The sequence below is a fragment of the Variovorax restrictus genome (assembly GCF_051216715.1).
Classification (GTDB): domain Bacteria; phylum Pseudomonadota; class Gammaproteobacteria; order Burkholderiales; family Burkholderiaceae_C; genus Variovorax.
In genome coordinates this window covers 39,485-63,338 of the sequence record NZ_JBPJZH010000003.1, presented here as the reverse complement: position 1 = coordinate 63,338, position 23,854 = coordinate 39,485, and the positions used below count along the sequence as shown (strand labels likewise).

At 61.8% G+C, this 23,854-nt stretch carries 24 protein-coding genes; 11 read left to right on the top strand and 13 right to left on the bottom strand.

Features of this window, described 5'->3' with window-relative positions:
* Window positions 1–122: 122 nt before the first annotated feature.
* On the bottom strand, window positions 123–1,079 hold the full coding sequence (locus ACSFA0_RS19805) for an AEC family transporter (protein WP_435452003.1): 957 nt from the start codon (window positions 1,077–1,079) through the stop codon (window positions 123–125).
* Window positions 1,080–1,216: 137 nt separating this feature from the next.
* Here ACSFA0_RS19805 and ACSFA0_RS19800 point away from each other — a divergent pair, with 137 nt between their 5' ends.
* Genes ACSFA0_RS19800 through ACSFA0_RS19790 form a run of 3 tightly spaced genes read left to right on the top strand, consistent with a single transcriptional unit; the run spans window position 1,217 to window position 4,883 of the window.
* A complete protein-coding gene (locus ACSFA0_RS19800; RefSeq protein ID WP_435452002.1) occupies window positions 1,217–3,301 on the top strand; it encodes an ATP-dependent helicase in 2,085 nt (694 codons plus the stop codon).
* 14 nt (window positions 3,302–3,315) lie between these two features.
* A complete protein-coding gene (locus ACSFA0_RS19795) occupies window positions 3,316–3,735 on the top strand; it encodes a hypothetical protein (RefSeq protein ID WP_435452001.1) in 420 nt (139 codons plus the stop codon).
* Window positions 3,732–4,883 carry a phospholipase A gene (locus tag ACSFA0_RS19790; RefSeq protein WP_435452000.1) on the top strand — a complete coding sequence of 384 codons (1,152 nt, stop codon included), beginning with the start codon at window positions 3,732–3,734 and terminating at the stop codon, window positions 4,881–4,883. The genes ACSFA0_RS19795 and ACSFA0_RS19790 overlap by 4 nt, the downstream gene beginning before the upstream one ends.
* Before the next feature lie 74 nt (window positions 4,884–4,957).
* On the opposite strand, the gene ACSFA0_RS19785 is transcribed toward ACSFA0_RS19790, so the two are convergent.
* Window positions 4,958–5,449, bottom strand: coding sequence for a GNAT family N-acetyltransferase (locus ACSFA0_RS19785; RefSeq protein ID WP_435451999.1), 492 nt, complete (start codon window positions 5,447–5,449; stop codon window positions 4,958–4,960).
* Window positions 5,446–5,736, bottom strand: a complete 291-nt coding sequence (locus ACSFA0_RS19780; RefSeq protein WP_435451998.1) for a type II toxin-antitoxin system TacA family antitoxin — start codon at window positions 5,734–5,736, stop codon at window positions 5,446–5,448. The genes ACSFA0_RS19785 and ACSFA0_RS19780 overlap by 4 nt, the downstream gene beginning before the upstream one ends.
* A gap of 260 nt (window positions 5,737–5,996) precedes the next feature.
* On the opposite strand from ACSFA0_RS19780, the gene ACSFA0_RS19775 reads away from it, so the two are divergent.
* The gene (locus ACSFA0_RS19775) at window positions 5,997–6,137 is read left to right on the top strand and encodes a hypothetical protein (RefSeq protein WP_435451997.1); all 141 of its coding nucleotides are present in this window, start codon (window positions 5,997–5,999) and stop codon (window positions 6,135–6,137) included.
* 33 nt (window positions 6,138–6,170) lie between these two features.
* On the opposite strand, the gene ACSFA0_RS19770 is transcribed toward ACSFA0_RS19775, so the two are convergent.
* Window positions 6,171–6,482 (bottom strand): hypothetical protein, encoded by a 312-nt coding sequence (locus ACSFA0_RS19770; protein WP_435451996.1) that lies wholly within the window; start codon window positions 6,480–6,482, stop codon window positions 6,171–6,173.
* A gap of 818 nt (window positions 6,483–7,300) precedes the next feature.
* On the opposite strand from ACSFA0_RS19770, the gene ACSFA0_RS19765 reads away from it, so the two are divergent.
* A complete protein-coding gene (locus tag ACSFA0_RS19765; protein ID WP_435451995.1) occupies window positions 7,301–8,653 on the top strand; it encodes a tyrosine-type recombinase/integrase in 1,353 nt (450 codons plus the stop codon).
* A gap of 57 nt (window positions 8,654–8,710) precedes the next feature.
* Here ACSFA0_RS19765 and ACSFA0_RS19760 read toward each other — a convergent pair whose 3' ends face one another.
* Window positions 8,711–9,712 carry a hypothetical protein gene (locus ACSFA0_RS19760; RefSeq protein WP_435451994.1) on the bottom strand — a complete coding sequence of 334 codons (1,002 nt, stop codon included), beginning with the start codon at window positions 9,710–9,712 and terminating at the stop codon, window positions 8,711–8,713.
* 278 nt (window positions 9,713–9,990) lie between these two features.
* On the opposite strand from ACSFA0_RS19760, the gene ACSFA0_RS19755 reads away from it, so the two are divergent.
* The 5 genes from ACSFA0_RS19755 to ACSFA0_RS19735 all read left to right on the top strand — a co-directional run bounded on the left by ACSFA0_RS19755 (window position 9,991) and on the right by ACSFA0_RS19735 (window position 15,310).
* The gene (locus ACSFA0_RS19755) at window positions 9,991–10,200 is read left to right on the top strand and encodes a DNA-binding protein (protein WP_435451993.1); all 210 of its coding nucleotides are present in this window, start codon (window positions 9,991–9,993) and stop codon (window positions 10,198–10,200) included.
* On the top strand, window positions 10,197–10,592 hold the full coding sequence (locus ACSFA0_RS19750) for a nucleotide exchange factor GrpE (protein ID WP_435451992.1): 396 nt from the start codon (window positions 10,197–10,199) through the stop codon (window positions 10,590–10,592). Before ACSFA0_RS19755 ends, ACSFA0_RS19750 begins: the two co-directional genes overlap by 4 nt.
* A 297-nt stretch (window positions 10,593–10,889) precedes the next feature.
* Window positions 10,890–12,089: a hypothetical protein gene (locus ACSFA0_RS19745; RefSeq protein WP_435451991.1), complete on the top strand. Its 1,200-nt coding sequence runs from the start codon at window positions 10,890–10,892 to the stop codon at window positions 12,087–12,089.
* A gap of 12 nt (window positions 12,090–12,101) precedes the next feature.
* Entirely contained in the window at window positions 12,102–13,283 is a 1,182-nt protein-coding gene (locus tag ACSFA0_RS19740) for a hypothetical protein (RefSeq protein WP_435451990.1), read from the top strand.
* Window positions 13,284–13,771: 488 nt separating this feature from the next.
* The gene (locus ACSFA0_RS19735; protein ID WP_435451989.1) at window positions 13,772–15,310 is read left to right on the top strand and encodes an IS3 family transposase; all 1,539 of its coding nucleotides are present in this window, start codon (window positions 13,772–13,774) and stop codon (window positions 15,308–15,310) included.
* A 45-nt stretch (window positions 15,311–15,355) separates the two neighbouring features.
* Here the strand turns inward: ACSFA0_RS19735 and ACSFA0_RS19730 are convergent, their stop codons facing one another.
* From ACSFA0_RS19730 to ACSFA0_RS19695, 8 genes are all read right to left on the bottom strand, one after another.
* A complete protein-coding gene (locus tag ACSFA0_RS19730) occupies window positions 15,356–16,180 on the bottom strand; it encodes an ATP-binding protein (RefSeq protein ID WP_435451988.1) in 825 nt (274 codons plus the stop codon).
* Between the two features lie 169 nt (window positions 16,181–16,349).
* On the bottom strand, window positions 16,350–18,446 hold the full coding sequence (locus tag ACSFA0_RS19725) for a copper-transporting P-type ATPase (RefSeq protein WP_435451987.1): 2,097 nt from the start codon (window positions 18,444–18,446) through the stop codon (window positions 16,350–16,352).
* Between the two features lie 384 nt (window positions 18,447–18,830).
* On the bottom strand, window positions 18,831–19,241 hold the full coding sequence (locus ACSFA0_RS19720) for a DUF305 domain-containing protein (RefSeq protein WP_435451986.1): 411 nt from the start codon (window positions 19,239–19,241) through the stop codon (window positions 18,831–18,833).
* Window positions 19,242–19,316: 75 nt separating this feature from the next.
* The gene (locus tag ACSFA0_RS19715; RefSeq protein WP_435451985.1) at window positions 19,317–19,652 is read right to left on the bottom strand and encodes a copper-binding protein; all 336 of its coding nucleotides are present in this window, start codon (window positions 19,650–19,652) and stop codon (window positions 19,317–19,319) included.
* A gap of 58 nt (window positions 19,653–19,710) precedes the next feature.
* Entirely contained in the window at window positions 19,711–20,211 is a 501-nt protein-coding gene (locus ACSFA0_RS19710) for a cupredoxin domain-containing protein (protein WP_435451984.1), read from the bottom strand.
* A gap of 29 nt (window positions 20,212–20,240) precedes the next feature.
* Window positions 20,241–21,656 (bottom strand): multicopper oxidase family protein, encoded by a 1,416-nt coding sequence (locus tag ACSFA0_RS19705; RefSeq protein ID WP_435451983.1) that lies wholly within the window; start codon window positions 21,654–21,656, stop codon window positions 20,241–20,243.
* Window positions 21,657–21,677: 21 nt separating this feature from the next.
* Window positions 21,678–23,102, bottom strand: coding sequence for a TolC family protein (locus tag ACSFA0_RS19700; protein WP_435451982.1), 1,425 nt, complete (start codon window positions 23,100–23,102; stop codon window positions 21,678–21,680).
* The gene (locus ACSFA0_RS19695; protein ID WP_435451981.1) at window positions 23,099–23,422 is read right to left on the bottom strand and encodes a hypothetical protein; all 324 of its coding nucleotides are present in this window, start codon (window positions 23,420–23,422) and stop codon (window positions 23,099–23,101) included. Before ACSFA0_RS19695 ends, ACSFA0_RS19700 begins: the two co-directional genes overlap by 4 nt.
* A gap of 70 nt (window positions 23,423–23,492) precedes the next feature.
* Here ACSFA0_RS19695 and ACSFA0_RS19690 point away from each other — a divergent pair, with 70 nt between their 5' ends.
* Complete coding sequence (locus tag ACSFA0_RS19690) at window positions 23,493–23,834, top strand: hypothetical protein (protein WP_435451980.1); 342 nt, start codon at window positions 23,493–23,495, stop codon at window positions 23,832–23,834.
* The last annotated feature ends 20 nt before the right edge of the window (window positions 23,835–23,854 follow it).

Below are 23,854 nucleotides of genomic sequence, written 5' to 3'. Positions count from 1 at the left end.
CTAGTTCACGCTTGGCGCCATTCATCAGCGGAGGCGTCGAAGCGCCGCGCACATGGCACGGCATTGCGTGATGTCCGCCCGCTCACGCGGTCGGACGGATGATCAACGCGACGCGCAGTGGCTCAGGTCAGCCAGCGCACGGCCAGCGGGAAGGTCACGAAGGCGGCCACGGTCGTCCACAGGATGATCCGCGCGATGCGCCCGTTGTCGGCGCCGAAGCGCTCGGCCAGCATCGACACGTTGCTGGCGCTCGGCAAGGCCGCCACCAGCACGATCACGGTCAGCGCAGCGTCGCTCAGCGGCAACCCCACCGCGATCGCCGCCCGCCCCAGCGCGTACACCAGCAACGGGTGCAGCAGCAGCTTGGCCGCCACGACGGGCAGCACGTCGCCCACGGGAGCGCGCCGCCCCTTTGCCAGCAGCGCTGACCGCGCGAGCACCGCCCCGATCGTGAAAAGCGCGGCCGGTGAGGCGGCATCGGCCAGCAGGCCGACCGTGACATCGAGCGGCCCCGGCAGCGTGAACTGCATCGCGGACGCCAGTGCGCCCAGGAGGATCGACCACGGCAGCGGGTTGATCACCATGCCGCGAAAGGCCTGCGCGAGCGCGTGCCGCGCACCGGATTCCCCCGCCGAGTCGAGCCGCGACAGCGCGATGCACAGCGACGAGGTGACGACCATGTCGAAGATCATGCTGATGATCGCGGGCGCCGCGGCCTGGCTGCCCAGCAGCGTCGCGAGCAGCGGCACGCCCATGAAGCCGGTGTTGGGGAAGGCCGCGACCAATGCGCCGAAAGCGCCGTCGTTCCAGCCGATGCGACCGCGCCGCGTGAACCACAGCGTCAGCGCCACCACGAGCAGCGCGCCCACGCCCCAGACCAGCGCCACGCTGCCGTCGAGCAGCTTGTCGATCGGCGTGCGCGCGCCGAAGCTGTACAGCATGCAGGGCAGCGCGAAGTACAGGACGAAGACGTTGAGCCCCGGGATCGCGTCGATCGGCAGGATGCGCCGCCGCGCCGCCAGGTAGCCGGCCGCGATGAGTGCGAAGAAGGGGAAGGTGACGGCGAAGATCTGGAGCACGGTCGCGATTGTCGCCAAGACCGCAGGGCGCCGGCGGCGGAAGGCCGACTGCCGGTGGTCGGCCGGTATCATTGCGCGCTTCCGTCCCACCGGCGCGCCGTCCTTGCGCGCCGCGCCTCCGCCGCCCCCGTCACCGAATGTCTTCCGGTCTGAACATCGCCCAGCAGGACGCCGTGAACTACCTGCACGGCCCGTGCCTCGTGCTCGCCGGCGCGGGCTCGGGCAAGACGCGCGTGATCACGCACAAGATCGCGCGGCTGATCCAGGCGGGCATGGCGCCCAAGCGCATCGCCGCCATCACCTTCACGAACAAGGCCGCCGCCGAAATGCGCGAGCGCGCCAAGGGGCTGATCGGCCGCGACGCCAAGCACGTGGTGGTGTGCACCTTCCATGCGCTGGGCGTGCGCATGATGCGCGAGGACGGCGCGGTGCTCGGGCTGAAGCCGGCCTTCAGCATCCTCGACAGCGACGACGTGACGAAGATCCTGAAGGACGCGGGCGGCACCACCGACGCGGCCACGGCGCGCATCTGGCAGTGGACGATCAGCAAGTGGAAGAACATGGGGCTCAACGCGGCCCAGGCCGAAGCTGCCGCCGCCGACGACAACGAGCGCATCACGGCGCAGATCATGGCGCGCTACGAAGAGCGGCTCACGGCCTACCAGAGCGTCGACTTCGACGACCTGATCGGCATGCCGCTCAAGCTGCTGCGCGAGCACGACGACGTGCGTGAGAAATGGCAGGCGGCACTGGGCCATGTGCTGGTCGACGAGTACCAGGACACCAACGCCACGCAGTACGAGGTGCTCAAGGCGCTGGTCGGCACGCGCGGCCACTTCACCGCGGTGGGCGACGACGACCAATCGATCTACGGCTGGCGCGGCGCGACGCTCGACAACCTGAAGAAGCTGCCGATCGACTACCCGACGCTGCAGGTCATCAAGCTGGAGCAGAACTACCGCTCGACCAGCGCCATCCTGCGTGCGGCCAACAACGTGATCGGCCCCAACCCGAAGCTGTACCCCAAGACGCTGTTCAGCGAACTCGGCGAAGGTGAGCCGGTGCGCATCGTCGACGCCGACAACGAGGCGCACGAGGCCGAACGCGCGGTCGCGCGCATCCAGAGCCTGCGCCAGAGTTCGCAGCACAAGGAGTTTCGCGACTTCGCGATCCTCTACCGCGCCAACCACATGGCGCGCGTCTTCGAGCAGGCGCTGCGCAAGGCGCAGATCCCGTACAAGGTGTCGGGCGGCCAGAGCTTCTTCGACCGTGCCGAAATCAAGGACCTGTGCGGCTGGTTCCGCCTGTGGACCAACAACGATGACGACCCGGCCTTCCTGCGCGCCGTGACCACGCCCAAGCGCGGCATCGGCCACACCACGCTCGCCGCACTGGGCACCTTCGCGAGCCAGTACAAGCTGAGCCTGTTCGAGGCGCTCTTCAGTGCATCGCTGCCCGCCGTGATGCCCAAGCGCACACTCGAAGGCCTGCACGAGTTCGGCCGCTACATCAACGACCTGCAGTACCGCGCCAAGCAGACGGTCGGCGCCGAGGCCGCACGCGCCTTCCTGGCCGAGTGGCTCAAGGAGATCGACTACGAGCGCCACCTCTACGACGGCGAGGACAGCGAGCAGGCCGCGGCGAGCCGATGGACCAACGTGCTGGAGTTCTGCGACTGGATGGCCGCACGCTGCGGCGGCGAGATCGACGACGCCTCGGGCGCCAACGTCGAGAGCGAGCGCAAGAACCTGCTCGAGGTGGCGCAGACCATCTCGCTGCTGTCGACCATCAGCGAGCGCGAGCAGGACCAGAACGTCGTCACGCTCTCCACGCTGCATGCGTCGAAGGGCCTCGAGTGGCCGCATGTGATGCTGGTCGGCGTGAACGAAGGCCTGCTGCCCTTCAAGCTCGACGACGACGACGGTCGCCAGCAGAAGATCAGCGACGACACGCTCACGCGCCTGCAGGAAGAGCGCCGCCTCATGTACGTCGGCATCACCCGAGCGCAGCGCAGCCTGGCCGTGAGCTGGACCAAGCGCCGCAAAAAAGGCCGCGAGATGATCGCAGCCCAGCCCAGCCGCTTCATCGCCGAGATGGCGCTCGACAAGAAGACCACCAAGGAAGACCCGCGCGAAAAGCTCAAGGCGCTGCGCGCCGAGTTCGCGCGGAAGGTGCAGGACGGTGCCGCCGCGGCGGCTGCGGCGAGCGCGGGCGACCGATGAGCGCCCGGCTTTGCATGCTCGCATTGCTGCTGTTGTGCGGCGGCCTGCCTGCGGCAGTGCTCGCCGCCGAGCCGTCCGTCACGGCCTGCGCGACTGACACATCCGATGTGCCCGTCGAGGCACTCTATGGCCGCTGGGAGGCGCGCTTCGGCGATCTCCCGGCGCTGGCTGACGTGCAAATGGGCAAACATCCCGAGTACGCGGGCAGCGTGCGTGGCACCATCGTGCGCGACGGTCGAAGCGCCCAGCTCTCGGGCGACATCGCCGACGCGGGCTTCCTGATCCTCGACGAGTCGCAGGACGGCCTGAGCATCAGCGCCGTGTGGTCCGGAGAACTGCAGCCCGGCTCCTGCGGCCGGGAGTTCCGGGGCACCTGGCGAAACTCAGCCGACGACCGCACCCACCCCTTCGTTCTTCGAAAGATCGGACCATGACTTTTTATCGCACGACCCTTGCGGCCGTCTTCGCCACCGCCGGTGTCGCCGCGCACGCGCAACCGGCCGACAAGCCCGCGAGCCCACTCGCCACCGCCGACCTGACCTGGCAGCAATGCCAGAAGCTCGCCGGCAACAACGAGGCCCGCCTGGCCTGCTTCGACCGGTGGTCGCAACAACAGACGCTGCCGGCAGCCGTTATCCCTAGTGCACCGCCCGTGCTCGCCACCACGCCGGCACCGCCGATCGACGCCGCCCTGCCCGCCACCCGCGTGGTCGCCGTCGCCACCGAGCAAGGCTGCCGCGACCGTCAGTACTCGGCGCTGTCACGCTTCTGGGAACTCGAGAACGGCACCGACTGCGGCACCTTCGGCTTCCGCGGCTATCGGCCGCTCTACGTCGGTGTGTCCGCCGCCACCGACAAGCCCGACACCCCGACATCGCCCGCCCCCGATCACGATGGCACGCCGACGGACTACCAGGCCCACGAGATGCGCATCGGCCTGTCGGTGCGCACGAAGATCGCGCAGGGCCTGCTCACACAGAACGAGCCACAGAAGAAGGACTCGATCTGGTTCGGCTACACGCAGCAGTCGACGTGGCAGCTGTTCAATGGCGACCTCTCCCGCCCCTTCCGCACCACCGACCACGAGCCGGAGCTGATGTATGTCTACCCGACCGACTTCAAGCTGCCGGGCGGCTGGCGTTGGCGTTATGCGGGCATCGGCATCGTCCACCAGTCCAACGGGCAGGCTCTGCCGCTGTCACGCAGCTGGAACCGCACCTACCTGATGGCCGGCGCGGAGCTGGACGACCGCTTTCAGGTCACCGGTCGTATCTGGCAGCGCTGGAAAGAATCCGCCGAGGACGACGACAACCCCGACATCGCCAACTACATCGGCCGCGCCGAGGTGTCGGGCCGCTGGAACTACAACCGCGACAACACCCTGGGCGTGACCGTGCGCAACAACCTGCGCGACAGCGGCAAGGGCTCCATCCGCCTCGAGTGGCTGAAAGCCATCGGCGACCCGGTCACCAGCAACCTGCGCTTCCACACGCAACTGTTCTACGGCTACGGCGACACGCTGATCGACTACAACCGCAAGCGCACGGTGTTGAGCGTCGGGTTGAGTTTGGTGGACTTCTGATGCGGTAACTGACCTTGCCCCGTTCGCGGAGGGGCGATGTCAACGAAGGACTTAGTCGACGGCATGCCGTACGCTCACAAACTGGCCTTGAGATCAGCCAGGGTAACCATCAAGATCATCGGGTCTAGTGGTGAAGGCTCGAAGCCCATGCGTTCATAGAAGGTCTTCGCATCCATTGAGAAGGCATGCACGATCATGCCTCGGATGCCGATGGTGTCTGCCGCGTGGATCACACGGCGCCCCGCATCGCGTATCAAGGCTCGCCCCATGCCTTTGCCGTGCAGGGATTGGTCCACCGCGAGCCGGCCTAGAACGACAACGGGCACCGGATCGGGCATGTTGCGCCGGAAGCGACCAAGTGCCGCATCGGCTGTGATCGCGCTGGAGGCCAGGGCGTAATACGCCAGTACGCGCCGATCTTCACAAGCAACGAATGTGCGAGAGGCTCCGGTCGCCTGATTTTTCAGAGCTCGGCGCTGAAGCCAGTCGTCGAGACTTTCAACACCTGACAAAAACAGTTCCAGCCGGTGCGTTGCATTCAAGGGCTCCGGTGCGGTGAGCGTCACGCCTTGTCCCACGGTGCGGGCATTTGCATGGTCTTCCGCAGGCGCTCATTGGGCAGAGGAGGCATGTCCAGTCGAGCCAAGAAGGCCGCATAGACATCCGGCTGTGCAACGATGAGGGCTTGATCAAGCAGCGCCTCCTCGGCAGCAGCGCGAGCTGCATCCAGCACGAAATCCGTCCGGTTCTTACCGCGTACATGCGCAGCGCGATCAATGAGGCTGCGCTCCTCGGCCTTGATGCGGAGGTTCAGGGTTTCGCGTTTGAGGACAGCGACATTTGCTGCGGGCATGACTGGTACTCCTTTTGAGCAGCGATCTTACCAGGACGTAGTGTCTTTGTCATTACATCATATTTCCTCTGCTCCATCACCGATGGAGGTCGATAGCCCTCCTCGCAGAGCACCGAACTTTTCTCGATCGACGCCAACGATATGACCTTGGTGGCCAACTGCTCGATCGGCTGGGAGTTATGTACCGCGGCATCAATAGGCCATGGATCGGTTGAAGCGAAGCATCGCATTGCCGCCCCAAAGAATTCACGGGACGGAAAATGGATGCCAGACCACGCCGCCCGCACCTTCCATTCGGCTTCGGCCTTATTCGCTTCACGCTGCTCGGCGCGCAACGACTGCAAAAGGACGAAGTGAACGTCTGTCTCGTGATGTTCGGCCCAAGCGAAAAGGGGCCCTGAGGCCCTGGTGCCGGATCGACGCATCCAATGCTCTTAGATGCGCCTGGAAACGCGTCGCGTCTGCCCCACATAGCGGGCGACCTTGCCCGCGCAGCAGGCGAACAATGCGTAGATCCAAAAGTCGTAAATCGGGCCCCGGGCCGCCACGAGGCCAGCTCTCATTGCCTTCGGATGGTCCGGCAAGAAAAGCCTAAACCTGCGTCCATTCGCATCTTTGACGCCAACATACGATGCGCCTTGTCGCGTCAAGGTCAAACTCTTATCGGCCACAAAGCAAAGCAACTCAGCAATGCTCGTAACCGCGCCCGAGTTGATATGCCGCTGGTAGATCTTCTTTTGAGTCATACGCCTGCGCCTCCCAGTCACAGCAGAGCAATCCTAATGAGTCGCCGCCAAGAGCATGGGGGGAGCGATTCCGCGCTGCAGCCCATCGCTGAAAGCGGCGTGCCAGGCGTGGCCTGCAGAATGCGTCATTAATCGAGACTGATCGCGCAAGTTAACGGCGACGCGTCCAGGTGACTCGATCGAGCAGGCACGACACCGCCTTGCGGCGCTTTGCGATCGGCGAGCCCTATCTGGAGCTCGCAGCACAAGGCCAATATTGCGGGGACTCGTCGCAAGCAGAAAGGTCACCATGTGCTGTCGTCGACCTATGCGCTGGCCCTTGACATCCAGCCGTGATCCGACTGGGGTGATAGTGAAACCATCTGCACCGAAGGACTCCGAGCACAATGCTTTGGTCACGAGGACGAGGAAGGACTGCCCCTCAGAGGCCGTAAACAGGTAGAGAAACCTGCTCCCACACTTGTGCCGCCTTCGGCACGGCACCCCTCCAAGCGGACGATGCACGCTGCCATTGCGTCGACCCCGGAACTCTCCTTTTTGTAGAAGCCCACGCTCAAATGCAAAACGCCCCAGAACCCGAAAAGGGCGCTGGGGCGCATGAATACTGGTGGCCTGGGGCGGAATCGAACCACCGACACGCGGATTTTCAATCTGAGCATGTGGATGTACTTCCACATTGATTGGCGTTGATTTACATAGAAAACCACTTTCAAATCAAAGACTTACCGTTTCGGAGATCGATTCGCGTGACGATCGATGTTGATCCGAATTGCTCTAAACTGCCTACATAGCGCCTACACGGCGCCATGTAGGCATGTATGACGACAAAGCAAAATCTGACTGCTGTGCGAGTAGAGAACCTGCCCTGCGAGCCCGGCAAACAACAGACCATCCATTGGGACGCAAAGACCCCGGGCTTCGGCTTGCGGGTCACCGCGGCCGGCGCTAGGGCTTACATCTTCGAGTCCCGCCTGTTCGGCAAGACACTGCGCGTCACGATCGGTGACGCACGTGCCTGGGACTTGGGCCGAGCACGCACGGAAGCAAGCCGCCTCAAGATGCTCGTAGATGAGGGCAAAGACCCCCGGGAGGTAAAGGCCGAGCAGCGCCAAGCCTTGGAGGCGCGTCGAGAAGAGGCCGCTCGCCAGGACGTGCTCTTTAGTCAGGCATGGGACGTCTACATCCAAGAGCGCAGACCGTTTTGGAGTGAACGCCACTACCGCGATCACGTGCAGCATGCCTCGGAGGGGGGAGTGGCCAGAAGGCGGGGTGCGGGCCTTACTCAGGCCGGTCCACTGGCCACATTCCGCGCACTGCGACTTCCTGACCTCACAGGACCGCGCATCGCACAATGGCTCACGGCCGAGGCCGCCGCCCGCCCTACGATGACCGCGCTGTCGTTTCGACTGCTGCGAAGCTTTATCCGCTGGGCCAAAGACACCCCGGCCTACAACGGGCTCATTCCAGCTGACAGCTACCAGACCCGTGGGGTAAAGGGTGTGGTTCCGCGCGTAAGGGCCAAGGAGGGTGACTGTTTGCAGCGCGAACAGCTAGCTTCCTGGTTCACCGGCGTGCGCGGGATCTCCAACCCGGTGATGAGCGCTTACCTGCAAGGTTTGCTCATCACGGGCGCCCGGCGTGAAGAACTTGCAGCACTGCGGTGGGACGACGTAGATTTCCGCTGGTGCAGCCTTACGCTCAATGACAAAGTGGAAGGGACAGGAGGGCGGACCATCCCACTCACCCCCTACCTGTCTAGGCTGTTACTCGAACTCAAGCGGTTAAATGAGATCCCGCCGACCCGGCGGCAGCTGAGGCGCTTCGAAGCACAAGGCCGCACCTGGACCCCTTCGCCCTGGGTCTTTCCCAGCCCCACAGCTGCCGACGGCAAGATTGCCGAACCGCGCGGTGCCCACACCGGAGCGCTCCAGCAGGCCGAGTTGCCGCACATCACGCTGCACGGGTTGCGCAGATCGTTCGGCACCTTGTCCGAATGGTGCGAAACGCCAGCCGGCGCTATCGCCCAGATCCAGGGCCATAAACCCAGCGCAATCGCCGAGAAACACTACCGACGCCGACCACTGGATCTGCTGCGCAAATGGCACGAGCAGATCGAATCCTGGATGCTTGAACAAGCGGGTATCCCCGCCAATGCCCAATCTCATGCTTGAGAGACTGCCGGAAGAGCGTTTACTTAAGTCCGACGCCGTCTTCCGTAACCACGCCCGTCATGCAGCAGCCTCGGACGGCTCGCCATCAACGATCGCGCCAGTTTCAAACTTCACCGCATATTCGTTAATCTTGGCGCGGACACTATCGTAGTTCTTCTTCATCGCATCTTCGCCTCGCTCATAGATCTTAAGCGCCTCCTGCTTGGCATCCTCAAGCCGCAGGTGATTTTTCTTGTGCAAGTCCCAGCAGTACAGGCCAGCAAGTACCGCAGCAATTCCGTCTATGCGTGTCACCAGCTCTTCGCTTGATTCACCGGAAACGTTTCTCGCTAGAACCCTGTTGAACAACTTGCTAGAAACCACGTCCCCTTGAGGGCTCGTGCGCAACTCTCTCATTAAAGCAAGTTGATAGAGGAATTCATCCATTTGCCGTTCGATATCCAGCACGTCAAAGACAGAATCGACTTCCACGCACAGGCAGTGCCGGTGCCGACCAGACTCGGTGCAGTCTATGCTTATATCAATTCCTCGATGAAGCCGAATCGGCTCTCGAATCCGCCAAACGGGAGAAAATTCCCTCAATTCAATGTCATCAGTACTCTGGTAGCCTCCCGCAACGCCAAGACATTTTATTGAAGTCAGAAGCATTTCTCTTATATCATTTCCATTCAGGAGACCGCAAACCCTGAAGTATTTTGCAGCGGGAATGGCCAGATCATTTTCTCGGAGATTTATTTTTGAGTGAATCTCACGACGGCAGCGCGTCAAAATTTGACTGATTTCTGGAGTTAATATCCGACCATGCAGTCGGACTCGCGGAAATCCGATCTGCAACAAATCCCACGCATAATCAATCAGTTCTTCCGCGTCGATTTCCTCCTCGCGCGCGCCCCACTCGCGCAAGCATGCCCGGATCTCTTTGTCGACCACTTGCAATCGCTCCAGAGCCATTGGATAGCTTGACTGTGAAGCTCGGATCGCAAACTCAAGCGGCAGCGCATTGCTAAGCCTGCCGACTAGAAAGTAATAAAGAGAATTATCAATCTTCTTTTTGGTCATGATTGAGCATTTTGAATGGAAAGTGTGCAGGTATGCCGGACATGTTGAGCCTATCGCACGACCGCGCTGTGGACTGGCGTACGTGTTTCGATCTTCAGCTGTCAGGTTGCCAGTCGCCCGAATGCCAGCCTTGAAGGGAGACCACGCTTCCGCGGCACCCGGAAACCCAAAAGTACCTGGCGCAACCTATGCCGCATTTCCAGAATCCACGCCACTGCAGCGGGCACTTCGACTCAGCGATGTGCATGGTCATGCAGTGACGTACTTCTGGATACCCAATGCCAACACAGCCCCCTTCCACTCCCGTAAGGTTTCAACTCACCACCGATGCGTTCGCCGCGCAACACCTCGTCGATGCACAGACTGTTCGCAAGCGCCTGAGCAGTCACGGCTCATATTTCGATATCAAGCCACTGCGTCTGCCGAACCGCCGCCTGCTGTGGCCGGCCGATTCGATAACGATGCTGATCGAGGAGCGCCAGCGATGAACCCGATGTCTACCTGCATCGTCCCAGGCGTCGATGTGTTGATGAAGTCGCTCGACGCACTTCAGCCCGCGGCCGAGCGCACCATCATCGCCAAGTTCACCGCGTTGTATCCCAACATCGAGCAGGCGCTCACGCGCGGCGTCACGCAGCGTGCTGTCATGGAAGCGCTCGAGCATGACGGTGTCAAACTGCATCCAGCTAAGTTCAAGAAGCTGCTCGACGAAACGCGTGCGCTGCACGGCGAAAGCGGCGAAGGTATCCGCTGTGGTTCATGCGGTGGCGTCCGAATAACGCCATCCACGACGGAAAGCAAACTCGACGGAGAGAGCGTCAAGTTGATTCCAGCCCTTACCACGCCTCCCCCGTCATCCTCGAACACCGCGTCGCCCTGATCGAAGCCCGCGAACAAAGTTCCGCGCCGATCTCTTCCTTAGCAGCAGGCCATCATCACGGCGCCCCCGCCAAGGTGGCCAACGTCTAGCTCTGGGAGTTCTTCGCTCGGCGCAGAGGCAAAGCGGCCGCCCATTTCTGACCGGAATTTCGCGGAGGCGCCACTCCTTGGGACCTCCCAATAGCGAGTTTCACGGCGTTGTTTGGTCGGGCGGGTAGCTTTCCTTCTATATCTATTGCAAAACCCAATCACACCTTGTGTCTCCGTGCACAGGTGTGTGGACCTCTCTTTTCCAATCATGAAACTTCCACCCATTAACCAGCTTCCGAGCAAGGCCAACACCAAGTTGGCCACCGAACTCATCTTGGCGGAGCAGGCCCTGTTCCGCCAGCGCATCGAACGTAACCAGAAGATGATCTTCAAGAACAACGTTGATGACCAGATCCTCTCGCAGTTGCGCGGATTGATGCCTGTCCTCAAGAAGCGCGTAGCACCAGCGTTCGACATCAAACAAGTGCGCGACGGATTTGCACGAGTGCGCTGCGCAGACGACGACGTGAGCAAGTTGCTGTTGGTCCTTTCCAAGGATCACGTGCAACTGGCCGCAGGCTACCCGTGCTACATTTTCTTTCCGGTTTACCGGGAAATGCTCAAACTCCTGCGCCTGGCGCAGTTGGGACGCTTCTCCTTCGACTGGTACTTGAAGAACACGTTCTCGATCGAAGAAGCGATCGAGATCGCAGAGCATGCGAACCGCTTTGTCGAGGTCTTCATCAAGGTGATGAAGCGCCCCTTGGTGAAGAAGGCGCAAGAGAACTTTGAGCGCAGCGCCAACGACAACTTCCAGCGCTTGCTCAATAACATCGCGGCCGTTTCAGAACGCTATTCCGATGCCGTCGTCTTGCGCGTCGACACCTTCTTAAACTCGAAGGACAGCGAACCGGTCAAGTACGGCGACCACCCTGTATTCGGCCGCCTGCACGAGCTCCTGGCCTGCCGCAAGCGCTTTCACGCTTGGTTGCGCAAGCGTTTCAAACGCGACCTCCTCCTGTACGCCTGGACGCTCGAGCATGGGCGTGAAAGCGGCCTGCACCACCACTACTTGATTATCCTCAAGCCTCGCGGCAACGAAGACCACGTCAATATCGTCAATGAAATCGACGACAAGTGGTCGACGATCACCTTGGGCTTGGGCTGGGCCTTTAACGGCAACGAAGCTCGTCATAAACAGCGCTATAAGGCGCTGGGGCTCGTGTCTCTGCGCGATCCTAACGTCATCACCGGCTTGCAACTGATCGCCTCCTACGTCACCCTCGCCGGGGTCTACGTGAAGCTGAACGTGGGCGCGGACGTCGACACTTTCGGCAAGGGCGGCATCATGGGCGGTGACGACCCGCAGGTCTATCTGAAGGCGGGGCGTCCTCCCAAGCGCACGCCGCCTTTCCCGATCGCCATCAGCGCCGCCGAAGGCCGCGCGCGCTACGTTAACTTCATTTAGGAGCAACCGGTCATGACGGATTTCACTTCCCCCTGGCCGGCCGTAGTGCCAGGTCTTCCCCGGTACGAGCCGATACCCCTTCCCCCGCGTGTGAGTCCCGCCAAACAACCTCTGCGCATCGCTTTGAGCGAACGTTTGGCTCACAACCCTTTGCAAGCTTTCACGCTTGTTGGTGCGGGCTGGCAGCACGCGCACGCACTCCAGACGCAGGAACAAATGCTTGCTCCCCAAATCAAGCCAGAGCACCTGCGCCAAGGAGAGCTGCAAACCGATCAGCTTCTCGCACTGCTCGACTTCGTGCACCAATGTACGAAGTCAATCGACCGAACGCTTTTCTTTCGGCGCTCCTCGAGCGGCGCCTTCTCGATGAAGCCGCTGGGTCGCTCACTCAAACATGTGCTTCCTGCAGTCTCGGCTCTTAATCAATCTGATTGCAGCGACTTGGCATTCGCGCCGAGGATCGAGACAGCTTGCCGCGCCTTCGCTCACGTCGGCCTGCACCAATTGTGGATCGACTGGTCGCAAGATTGGCATTCCGATACGGCGCCGCTGGTGACCCTGCTCGAAAACTTTGGCGACCTTGTTCGAGACCGGGAGCGCAGTACCAGCGCCGGTCGCGCTCAGGCCCTGCACGATGAGGTCCACCAGACGCGCTTTCAGAATACGAAGCGCTACTTTGCCAAGCTCGCTCGAGCGCATCCGACGGGCCACCTCGTGCGCGTCGAACTTGAACTCGCGTCCTGCGGAGCTGCAGATTACCGAACCCGTTTCCTCCACATGCACCGCAGCAGCCGCGATCTCATCCGGCGCTTGAAGCTGGTTTATGGTGAGGCGATGGTGGGAGATGCGCGTCTCATCGACCGTGCGAGTGGCAACGGCTACCAAGCCCATGTGGCGCTCGTGTTTGAGGGTCCGAACGACAAGGAACTGCTGGATCTCGAGCAAGCCTTACCGGGCCTCTGGCGGGAGGTGGTTCCGAATGGTCAATTGCGAGACGCGAATGCCATGCCGAACTTCCAGTACCGCGGCACCGGCGCCGAGTTCCATGACTATGAATCCCTCTCGAGCCAGTTGGGGAAAGCGGCGGTCTACATGGCGCGGACCGGCGAGATGTTCCGGGTCCACTTAGATGGAGTATTCGCCGACCTCGTGCTGGCAGAAGTTTCGGACGTCGATCCGCAACGCAAAAAGTAGCTCGAGCAGTCTGAACGCGCGGCTGATGCTCCCGAGCTCAGCCGCATTTTTTATTGTTCAACCGTCCGTATGGGCAAGAAGCGCCTTCCCTCCCCAGGCAGTCAGCACATGCGGAGAGCCAAAAAAGCGGCTAAGGCCTCAGCTCGCAGTCGCTTTTTTGATCGTTGTACCCGTTCTATTGGAGATAATCAGGGCGGCTGAGGTCAACTGTCGAAATGACCTTTGGTCCCTCCGCTTGAGCTTCAAGGCGCGCTGACACGGAGAGGTCGATCAGAGCGAAGAACATCCCGATGGCGGGTGCGAGCGCGCCTTCTCCGCACCTCTGTAGGAATTGCGCGGCCGGGACAGCGCTGCGGGGTTCGACCAAATCCTAGGATCGCCTCGGTGCCGAGTTCCATGCGCCGTTTGCTTTGTCGATCTGTTGAGTTCCATGCAATCCTGACCCGGCGGGGGTGCGGACGAAAACTTGGACTACTAGGAGGTAGTTCATGTATTCATACGAAGACCGAATCCGAGCAGTTGAGCTCTACATCGAGTTGGGCAAACGCGTAAGGCCCACGATCAGGCAGCTGGGTTACCCAACCAAGAACGCGTTGAAGGGTTGGTACCGCGAGTATCAGCAGCGGCTCGACCTTGCGGCCGGCTACGCAGGTCGAGAACCCAAGTTCTCTCAGGCCCAGAAGGCGACGGCCATCGAGCACTACCTGACCCATGATCGATGCATCGCTGCCACCATGAGGGCTCTGGGCTATCCAGGGCGTGGAACGCTGACCGAATGGGTGCGTGAGGCCTTCCCTGAGGCCAGGAGGGCTGTCGTTGGCAGTGTGGGGCAACGAAGGTACCCCGGGAGCTTGAAGCAAGCGGGAGTGATAGAGCTCTGCACTCGGCGGGAAAGTGCGCAGGCGGTGGCCGAAAAGTTCGGCGTTTGCCGGCCGACGTTGTACAACTGGAAGAACCAGCTTCTGGGACGTGAGGCACCCGCATCCATGAAACACACGGATCAATCACCGCAGGAGCGGGAGCGCGAAGAACTCGAGCGCCAGATTGAGATACTGCGCCGCGAGGTCAGGCAACTGCGCCTTGAGCAGGACCTCTTGAACAAGGCCAATGAACTGTTAAAAAAAGGCCTGGGCGTCGATCTGCAGCTCCTGTCCAACCGGGAGAAGACAGTGCTGATTGACGCCCTCAGGGAGCACTATGGCCTGCCAGAGCTCCTTGCACAGTTGGGTCTTGCGCGCAGCTCGTACTTCTACCATCGGGCCCGCTCAGCGATCGGCGACAAGTACCTTGGGGTGCGCCAGTCCATCACCGAGATCTTCGATTCAAACCACCGCTGCTACGGTTACCGCAGGCTGCAAGCCTCACTGGCCAGAGAGCAAGGCCCGATCTCCGAGAAGGTAGTGCAGCGGCTGATGAAGCAAGAGAGCCTGGTCGTTGCAAAGCCCAAGCGGCGCAGGTTCGCGTCCTACCTCGGCGAGATCAGCCCCGCGCCCGAGAACGTCATCAACCGTAACTTCCAGGCTGCAGCGCCCAACGAGAAATGGCTGACGGACATCACGGAGTTCCAGATACCGGCGGGCAAAATCTACCTGTCGCCGATCATCGATTGCTTCGATGGAATGGTGGTCAGCTGGACCATTGGCACGAGCCCGGATGCTGAGCTGGTCAACACCATGCTCGATGCTGCTATCGAAACGGTGACAGAGACCAATGATCGACCAGTGGTCCACTCAGACCGCGGAGGGCACTACCGTTGGCCTGGTTGGCTATCGAGAATGAGTGACGCGAACCTTACCCGTTCGATGTCGCGCAAAGCCTGCTCGCCTGACAACGCGGCGTGCGAGGGCTTCTTCGGTCGGCTGAAGAATGAGCTGTTCTATCCTCGGGACTGGAAAGGCACGACCATCGAGCAGTTCATTGAGGTGGTCGACGGCTACATCCGCTGGTACAACGAGAAGCGGATCAAGATTTCCCTTGGCTCTCTCAGCCCTATCGAATACCGCGTGAGTCTTGGACTCGCAGCATAAACCAGTCCAACTTTTTATCCGCACCCCCTCGCCGGGCTTAGTGGGTCAGTTCTGGATGGAAATCAACACCTGTGCGATGCGCAGTCGTGAATCGCTGTTTACCGTCACGCCGAGCTTTGCTGCGGCCGAATCAACGATTTCCCACTGCTGCCCAAAGTTCAGTGGCGGGGTAGGCAGCTTTTCTTCATGTAGGTAACGGTCGGACGAACCGTGTCCTTCAAGCAGGTCTTGCAGGGATTCCCCGATGCCGCAGAACACGAGGGTGACGGGGACTTTGCGATCGGACAGTTGCTTTATGAGCTCTGCGAAAAGCTGCCTATCCTCCAAGGCCGGAAGGTTCTCGAACTCGTCGATCACCACGATCGAGCGGCTACCGCGAACGCTCGCAGCTTCGCTGAGCAACGCGGTCGCCGCGTTAAGGTCGACGACGTCGATCTGTCTCTCGGCGATCTTGACTGTTGTGCTGCCATTGACGCCCCCACTGATGCCCGCGAAAGGCCCGGCGGCGAGCTGCGCCCCCAATGTGCGACTTCCCTCGGCGACTGAAAATCGAGATCGCCCGATAAGTTGAGCCGCGATGTCGTAGACGATTGAAGAGAAGGTCGTCTTCTTGCCACAGGCAACGAGGACGGGCGTCGACGATGACGGATTGTGAGCGTGCGCAATCGTCTGCGCGAGAGACGTCTTCCCTGCACCTCTGTCGCCGTAGATGAATACGTGCTTGCCGGGCGAAACGATCGCCTCTTCGATTCTCTCAAGCTGCAGGCCCCGCCCAACCAGATGCTCGAAGCTGTCGATGGCGTCAGACGGGCGAACGTAAGCCGCCATCACGCCTTCGAATTCCAGCCGCGTCATTCCTTTGATCGCCATGATCGTCCTTTGTGACAGATCATTATCTGCTGGTGCGAAGACCACCTGTCTAGGGCGCGCTAGCCTCTCTAGGTGATTTATCACGCGGCCGCCGCCGCAGCCAGTCCCGCACCGCCCTCGCCCCGGCGGCACGTAAGGTAGGGACGAAGCGTCGCGCCCGCCTTGAGCTTCAATCCACGAGCTTGCTCGTGCGCAAGCGAAGCGAATTCGCGATCACGCTGACCGAGGACAGCGCCATCGCGGCGGCTGCGACGACCGGTGAAAGCAGGATGCCGAAGAACGGGTACAGCACGCCGGCCGCAATCGGAATCCCGAGCACGTTGTAGCCAAATGCGAACCAGAGGTTCAGGCGAATGTTGCTCATGGTGGCCTGCGAGAGCTGACGCGCCTTCACGATGCCCATCAGATCACCCTGCAGCAGCGTGATACCCGAGCTTTCCATGGCAACGTCTGTTCCCGTGCCCATGGCGATGCCGACATCGGCTGCTGCGAGCGCAGGCGCATCGTTGACGCCGTCCCCGGCCATGGCAACAACGCGCCCCTCGTTTTTCAGGCGTTGCACCACCGAAGCCTTGTCCTCCGGCAGCACCTCAGCGACAACCTCGTCGATGCCAAGCTCGCGGGCCACTGCTTGCGCCGTCGTCTTGCCGTCGCCAGTCAACATGACGACGCGTATGTTGCTCTTGCGAAGGCTGGCAATGGCCTGGGCTGTGCTTGCCTTGATGGGATCGGCAATGCCGACAAAGCCCGCAAGTCGGCCACCGATGCCCACGAAGATGACCGTGGCAGCCTTGGCCCGGATGGGTTCGGCATCCTGGTCGGCGGCTCCGACATCGATGGCGTGCTCGGCCAGGAACTTGGCACTGCCACAAATAACCTGAACACCGTCCACCGTGCCGATCACCCCTTTGCCCACCGGCGAATCAAAGTCGGTGGTGGGTGACAGAGTGAGCTTGAGCTCCAACGCGTCAGCCACGATTGCCGCGGCGAGGGGATGCTCGCTGGCACGCTCGACGCTCGCGAGTTTCTGGAGCACATCGTCGGCCTCGAAACCGTTCAAAGGCTGCACTTTCACGACTTTAGGGCGACCCTCGGTCAAGGTGCCGGTCTTGTCGACCACCAAGGTATCGACCTTTTCCATGCGTTCGAGCGCCTCTGCATCGCGGATCAGAACGCCGCTCTGCGCGCCGCGTCCCACCCCGACCATGATGGACATCGGAGTGGCGAGGCCCAAGGCGCAAGGGCACGCGATGATCAGGACAGCCACCGCGGCGATCAGTGCATACGAGAACGCTGGGCTCGGCCCCCAGACGAACCACGCCCCGAAGGTAAGCAGGGCAACGGCGATCACCACAGGAACGAACCACCCCGCCACCTGGTCGGCCATGCGCTGGATCGGGGCACGGCTGCGCTGGGCCGCCGCCACCATGTGAACGATCTGCGAGAGCAGTGTGTCCGCGCCCACCTTCTCCGCACGCATCACGAAACCGCCCGTCTGGTTCAGCGTGCCAGCAGTGACCTGGGAGTCGACGGTTTTGGCAACGGGCACCGGCTCACCCGTCACCATGGACTCGTCAACGTTGCCCTTGCCCTCGATGAGCTTTCCGTCGACAGGAACCTTCTCGCCAGGCCGCACGCGCAACAGATCTCCGACCTGAATGGCCTCAACCTCCACTGTCTCATCCGTTCCGCCAGCACCTACCTTCACAGCCGTCTTCGGAGCCAGCCCGAGGAGAGCCTTGATGGCGCCCGAGGTTTTTTCCCTGGCCCGCAGTTCGAGCACCTGGCCGAGGAGGACAAGCACCGTGATCACGGCGGCTGCTTCGAAGTAGACCGCCACCGCGCCTTCTGGTCCGCGAAACTCTGCTGGGAAGATGCCCGGCGCGAGGGTGCCGACGATGCTGTAAATCCAAGCGATGCCCGTCCCCAGGGCGATTAGCGAGAACATGTTGAGGCTGCGGTTTTTCACCGAGGCCGCAGCGCGTACAAAGAATGGCCAGCCGCTCCACAACACCACCGGTGTCGCCAGAACCAGCTGAACCCAGTTGGACAGTTGCGGCGCGATGAACGCATGCAGATTCACCAGGTGTGCACCCATCTCCAGGATGAACACAGGCACCGTCAGGGCCAGTCCCACCCAGAAACGCTTGGTCATGTCGCGCAGCTCGGGGCTTTCTCCGCTCTCGGCGCTTGCCACAAGCGGCTCAAGTGCCATCCCGCAGATCGGGCAGCTGCCCGGACCCATCTGGCGAATTTGGGGATGCATGGGGCAGGTGAATTCGACCTGTCCCTGCCCCGCTACAGAGGAATTTGCATCAGCCACACTGCGCGTCACGTGACCGTGGTGGCCTGGGTGATCGACAGCGTGCCCCGCCGCGACCTCATGTGCTGCATGGTCGTGAGGTGCCTCGTGAGAGGCGGCTGCCAAGGCACTTGCGGAAACGCCATCTGAGGCGCTGTGCGGTGCCGTAGCACCGTGCCCGCAATGTGCGTGGTCGTGGCTCTGTTTGTTGCTGGGCTGCATAAAATTCCTCTTTCTGAGGTAAGTCTTGACCTTCTCATCGTGAGAAGGTCAAGACGCACGCGAGCTTCGCGGCATGAGAGGGAGCGCCGAGAGCGCCGAGGAGAACCGCCGTGAGAGGCGGCCGGTTTACTTCTTCATGGCCTCGCCAGAGTGGCCGTGCTTCGCCAGGAACTTGTCGAGTTCGGCGATCTCTTTTTTCTGCGCCTTGATGATGTTCGTGGCCATCCTGCGCATCTGGGAGTCCTTGCCTGACTGCAGTTCAGCTTGAGCCATGTCGATGGCGCCCTGGTGGTGCATTCGCATCATCATCGCGAAGTCGACGTCCGGATTGCCGCTCATGGACATCGAGGCCATCTTGTCGTTCATGTCCTTCATCATGGACTTCATGTCCATGTTGCCCCGCATGCCGGCGGCTCCAGGCGCACCAGCCGTTAGGTGACCGTGCTGCGCCGCGGGCTGTGCAAAGGCCACTGGCTGAAGCAGTGCGCCACCAAGGGCGATCACCGAGAGGGAACGTGTCAAAAAAGTCATCTTCATGGAAACTCCTTCAGAAAGGAAAAATTGTTCGAACTGACGAGGCATCGCTGTGAGGAGCCGCGCCGGCAACTAGCGTCAGCGACTTGCGTCCATCTTGGTGACCGTAAATTTCCCGTCCAGCTTCTCGGCAACGAAGCGGACCTTGTCGCCCGCTTGGACCTTTTCGAGCATTGCCGCGTCCTGGACTTGAAACACCATCGTCATGCCGGGCATGTCGAGGTTCTTGAGCGGGCCGTGCTTGATCGTGAGCTTCTGGTTCTCTTTGTCAACTTTGCGCACTTCGCCCTCGGCCATCTCGGCGGAAGTGGCAGAAGCGGCAGGTGCGCTCGTGGTTTGCGCTCCGGCCACACCAGCCATGGAAATCACGAGGGCTGCTGTCGAAGCTGCGATCGCAAATTGGATCTTTTTCATAGCGTTTTCCTTTGATTGAGGGATGCAGGCCCGGCGCTCCGCGCTGAGCCAAAGAGGGTTACTTCGAGTTTTTTCCAGCCGACTTGGCGACGTTGACCGCGCCCTTCATACCGGCGTCGTAGTGGCCTGGCTGCAGGCACGCGAAGTCGATCTTCCCGGCCTTGGTGAACTGCCAGACAACCTCGCCGCTCTTGCCGGGCGCGAGCGTGACCATGTTCGGGTCGTCATGCTCCATCTCCGGGTTCTTCATCATGAGCTGGTAGTGCTCCTTGAGCTCCTTCTCGGTACCCAGGACGAGCTCGTGCTTGATGTTCCCCGAGTTAGTGATGAGAAAGCGCACGGTCTCGTTTTGCTTGACGTCAATGCTCGCGGGGGTGAAGCGCATCGCGTCGGTCATGTCCACCTTGACGGTGCGGGTTGCCTTGGCTGCCACACCGGGCTTGCCGATGGCGTCGTTGGCGTCGTGACCGCCGGCATGACTACCGGCAGCCAAAGCACCAACAGCGGCAATGGCGGTGATCGCAGCGACTGCTGCAGAGCGAATGGTCTGGATCTTCATGTGATTTCCTCTGTTGAAAAAACGCGGGGTCAATGGCCTGCATGGCCTTTGGTTGGCTTACGGACTTGCACTTCGATGTTTTTGGCCGGCATGTTCTGGGCCGGCATTGCGGCCGCGCCAGCGTCGCGTGCGCGGGGCGGCTCCGCGGAGGTACCGTTGAATTCGTAGGCAACGGTGCCTTGTGGATGCTTGAACCATCCAGGGTTCGAGTAGTCGCCGCGCTTCTGGTCCTTGCGGACCTTCAGCACGCTGAACATGCCGCCCATCTCGACCGAGCCGAAGGGTCCTTCGCCGGTCATCATTCGCGCCGTGTTGTCCGGAAGCGGCATCTCCATCTCGCCCATGTCCGCCATGCCGCGCTCGCCCATCACCATGTAGTCGGGAACAAGCTTGGTGACCTGTTTGACGACATCCTTGTGGTCGACACCGATCATGGTGGGCACGTCGTGGCCCATGGCGTTCATCGTGTGATGGCTCTTGTGGCAATGGAACGCCCAGTCGCCTTCCTCGTCCGCGAGGAATTCAATCTGTCGCATCTGCCCGACCGCCACGTCGGTGGTCACCTCGTACTGCCTGGAGGTCTTCGGCGTCGGACCTCCGTCGGTGCCGGTGACGAGGAACTCGTGCCCGTGCAGATGCATCGGGTGGTTCGTCATCGTGAGGTTGCCGATGCGAATCCTGACCTTGTCGTTCTGTCGAACGTTGAGCGAGTCGATGCCAGGAAAGATGCGGCTGTTCCAGGACCACAGGTTGAAGTCCAGCATCGTCATGATCTTGGGCGTCGCGCTGCCAGGCTCCACGTCGTAAGCATTCAGTAGGAACACGAAATCGCGATCGACCTTCTCGATCAGCGGATGCTCGGCCTTGGGATGCGTGACCCAGAAGCCCATCATCCCCATCGCCATTTGCACCATCTCGTCGGCGTGAGGGTGGTACATGAAGGTGCCGGGCCGGCGCGCGACGAACTCGTAGACGAACGTTTTGCCTGGCTGAATACCCGGCTGGTTCAAACCGGTGACGCCGTCCATGCCGTTGGGCAGGCGCTGGCCGTGCCAGTGGATGCTGGTGTGCTCGGGCAGCTTGTTGGTGACGAAGATGCGCACCCGGTCGCCCTCTACGACTTCGATGGTTGGGCCGGGCGACTGGCCGTTGTAGCCCCAGAGGTTGGCCTTGAAGCCGGGCGCCATCTCGCGCACCACTGGCTCGGCGACCAGGTGAAATTCCTTGACGCCGTTGTTCATGCGCCAGGGCAAGGTCCAGCCATTGAGCGTGACGACTGGGTTGTAGGGGCGGCCCGTTGAAGGCGCCAGCGGAGGCATGGTGTCCGGCTTTCCCTGAAAGACCGGCTCTGGCAAGGCGGCCATCGCTACCTTGCTCACCGTGGCGGCGGCGATGGCACCCGTGATGGCCCCCGCACCGCTTAGAAAGTTGCGTCTGTTGTTCATGTGTAGCTCTTGAAGATTTGCTCAATGGGCCGGTGCGGCGGCAGCTTGGGAGCTGGCGCCACCGGCAGCCGGGGAGGCCATGGCAGAGGGTTTGCCGATCACAGAGGCGGCGAGCGCCGCGTCCGCCAACCAAAACTGCTGCTGGGCGTTGATCGCGTTGGTCACACTTGAGATCTGGTCGCGTGCCTCGGCCAAGAGCTCGAAGACGCCGATCAGCATCCCGTTGTAGCGAAGGACGTTCTCGTCGGCCATCGCCTGGCGCAATGGGACGATTTCGTCGCGGTAGTGGCGTGCGATGTCGTAAGTCGTGCGATATGCCGAGTAGTCCTGGCGCAGCTGAGAGGTCGCACCGCGGACGGCTGCGTCGTAGCGGTTGGCAGCCACCAGAGATTGAGCGTTCAGTGCGTCGCGCTGAGCGGAGCCCCAGTCAAACAGGGGCAGCCGGATGTCCAGCTCAAACCCTCGCCCGGTGCTGCGCGTCCCCTCTTGGTTGTCAAAGACGGTGTCGCGCCGGATTCCAGCTTCCACATCGATGAACGTGGAGAGTTGGTTGATGCCTTGCGACCTCCCTGCCACCTCCAGCTGCGCGCGTGCCTGTTGCACGTCCAGGCGTTGTGCACCCGCAGTGCTGGCCACGGCCTGAGCTGGACGGGGCTCCTTGGGCAAATCGGGCAGTCGCTCTGGCAGCTGCAACTTTGCGGCCTGGCTGTCATCCAGGCCCAGCGCGCGGATCAGTTCCTCGCGGGCAGAAGTGGCGGCATGACGAGCCGAGGCCAGTTGCGTCGTGGCGTCGGCATAGAACACCTGCTGTCGCGCCCGCTGCAGCTTGCTGAAGTTGCCGACGAGCTGCATCCGCCGAGCAAGCTCGGCGCTGGCGTCGGCGGACTGTTTGACTTGCTCACCGTACTGCAGCAACTGCTGCGCGGCGACTGCGCGCACCCAGGCCGAGCGAACCTGGGTCACCTGGTCCACGACGGTGGTCGTGAGCTGGATCTGCGCCTGCACGCCCTGGCTCCGCGCGATGGACATCCGTCGCGGTAGGAGGATCAGGTCAACCACGCCGAATGACAAAAGCCGCCCGATTTCCAGCTCATCTCCAATGCGCAGCCGCTCGAAGCTGAAAACCGGGTTGGGAATGCGGCCCGCCTGGTTCGCGTTGGAGATCTCGGCCCAGCTCTGAGCCACCATCGCCTGCAACGCAGGGCTGTTCGCCAGGGCGAGACGCACTGCGGCATCCTGCGTCAGGGGCTTGTTCAGAAGCTCATCGGCGATCGCAAGGCGTGCGTCACGCTGTTCCTTAGTGCGGCTCAGCTCCAGGTTGCCGCCGGTGAACTGTGCCGCAGAGCTATTGGTCTGCTTGACGGCATCATCGATGCCGAGGGAGGCACAGCCTGTGAGTACGGCAAGGCCGACGGCGCCAAGTGCTAAACGCAGCGGGCGTGTCATGGCTTCTCCTTGGGGGCGGGCATGACATGGCCGGCGTGTGGATCCGCCGCTGCAGGCGCCTTAGGGTCAGAGGGCTCGCCGCTGGCCTCTTTGGCATAGGCGCGCCATCCACCACGGCTGTTGACGGTGTCGTTGGCGGCCTTCCATGGGATGGCCTTCTCGTCAGCGAAGGCTTTGTAGCCATCCATCGCCGAACTGTAGGAAAGAGAATTCGGCGTAGCCGAGGGAGCATCGACGGCGGGCGCAGTTTGCGCGCCTGCCGTGAAAGCCACGAATGTGGTCAAGCTGGCCAGCCAGAGGGCCGGCGATGGTGTGAACATGGGTTCCTCGCGATGTTCATGAACGAAGTGCCGTCGACCGCCGCAAGGCGGAAGAAACAGCAAGCGATGCATGCGCGTTCAAACGACGACAGCAATGCTGTCGCCGGCGAACGCCTTAGACGCGAGGAGGTTTTTGAGGAACGCCGGGCGAGACGATCGCCAGCGCGTAGAGAGGCTCTACCAGGTCAGCCTGAGGAAGGCCAACGTTCTTGACGCCAGCAACGTCCGGTGTCAACCCAACAGCATGGCAGGGGGCGCAATTGCCACATTTGTGGCCCCCGTCGTCATGCTCAGCATCAGCGCTGTGGTCATGCGCGCCAACTTGGGCGTCTGCGTGGTGGCCCGCGGCGGAGACCGCATCACCATGATCATGGTGACCGCTGCCCGTCGGGGCGGAGACAGCTTCCATTGACATGGGCGACCCCGGGGCGC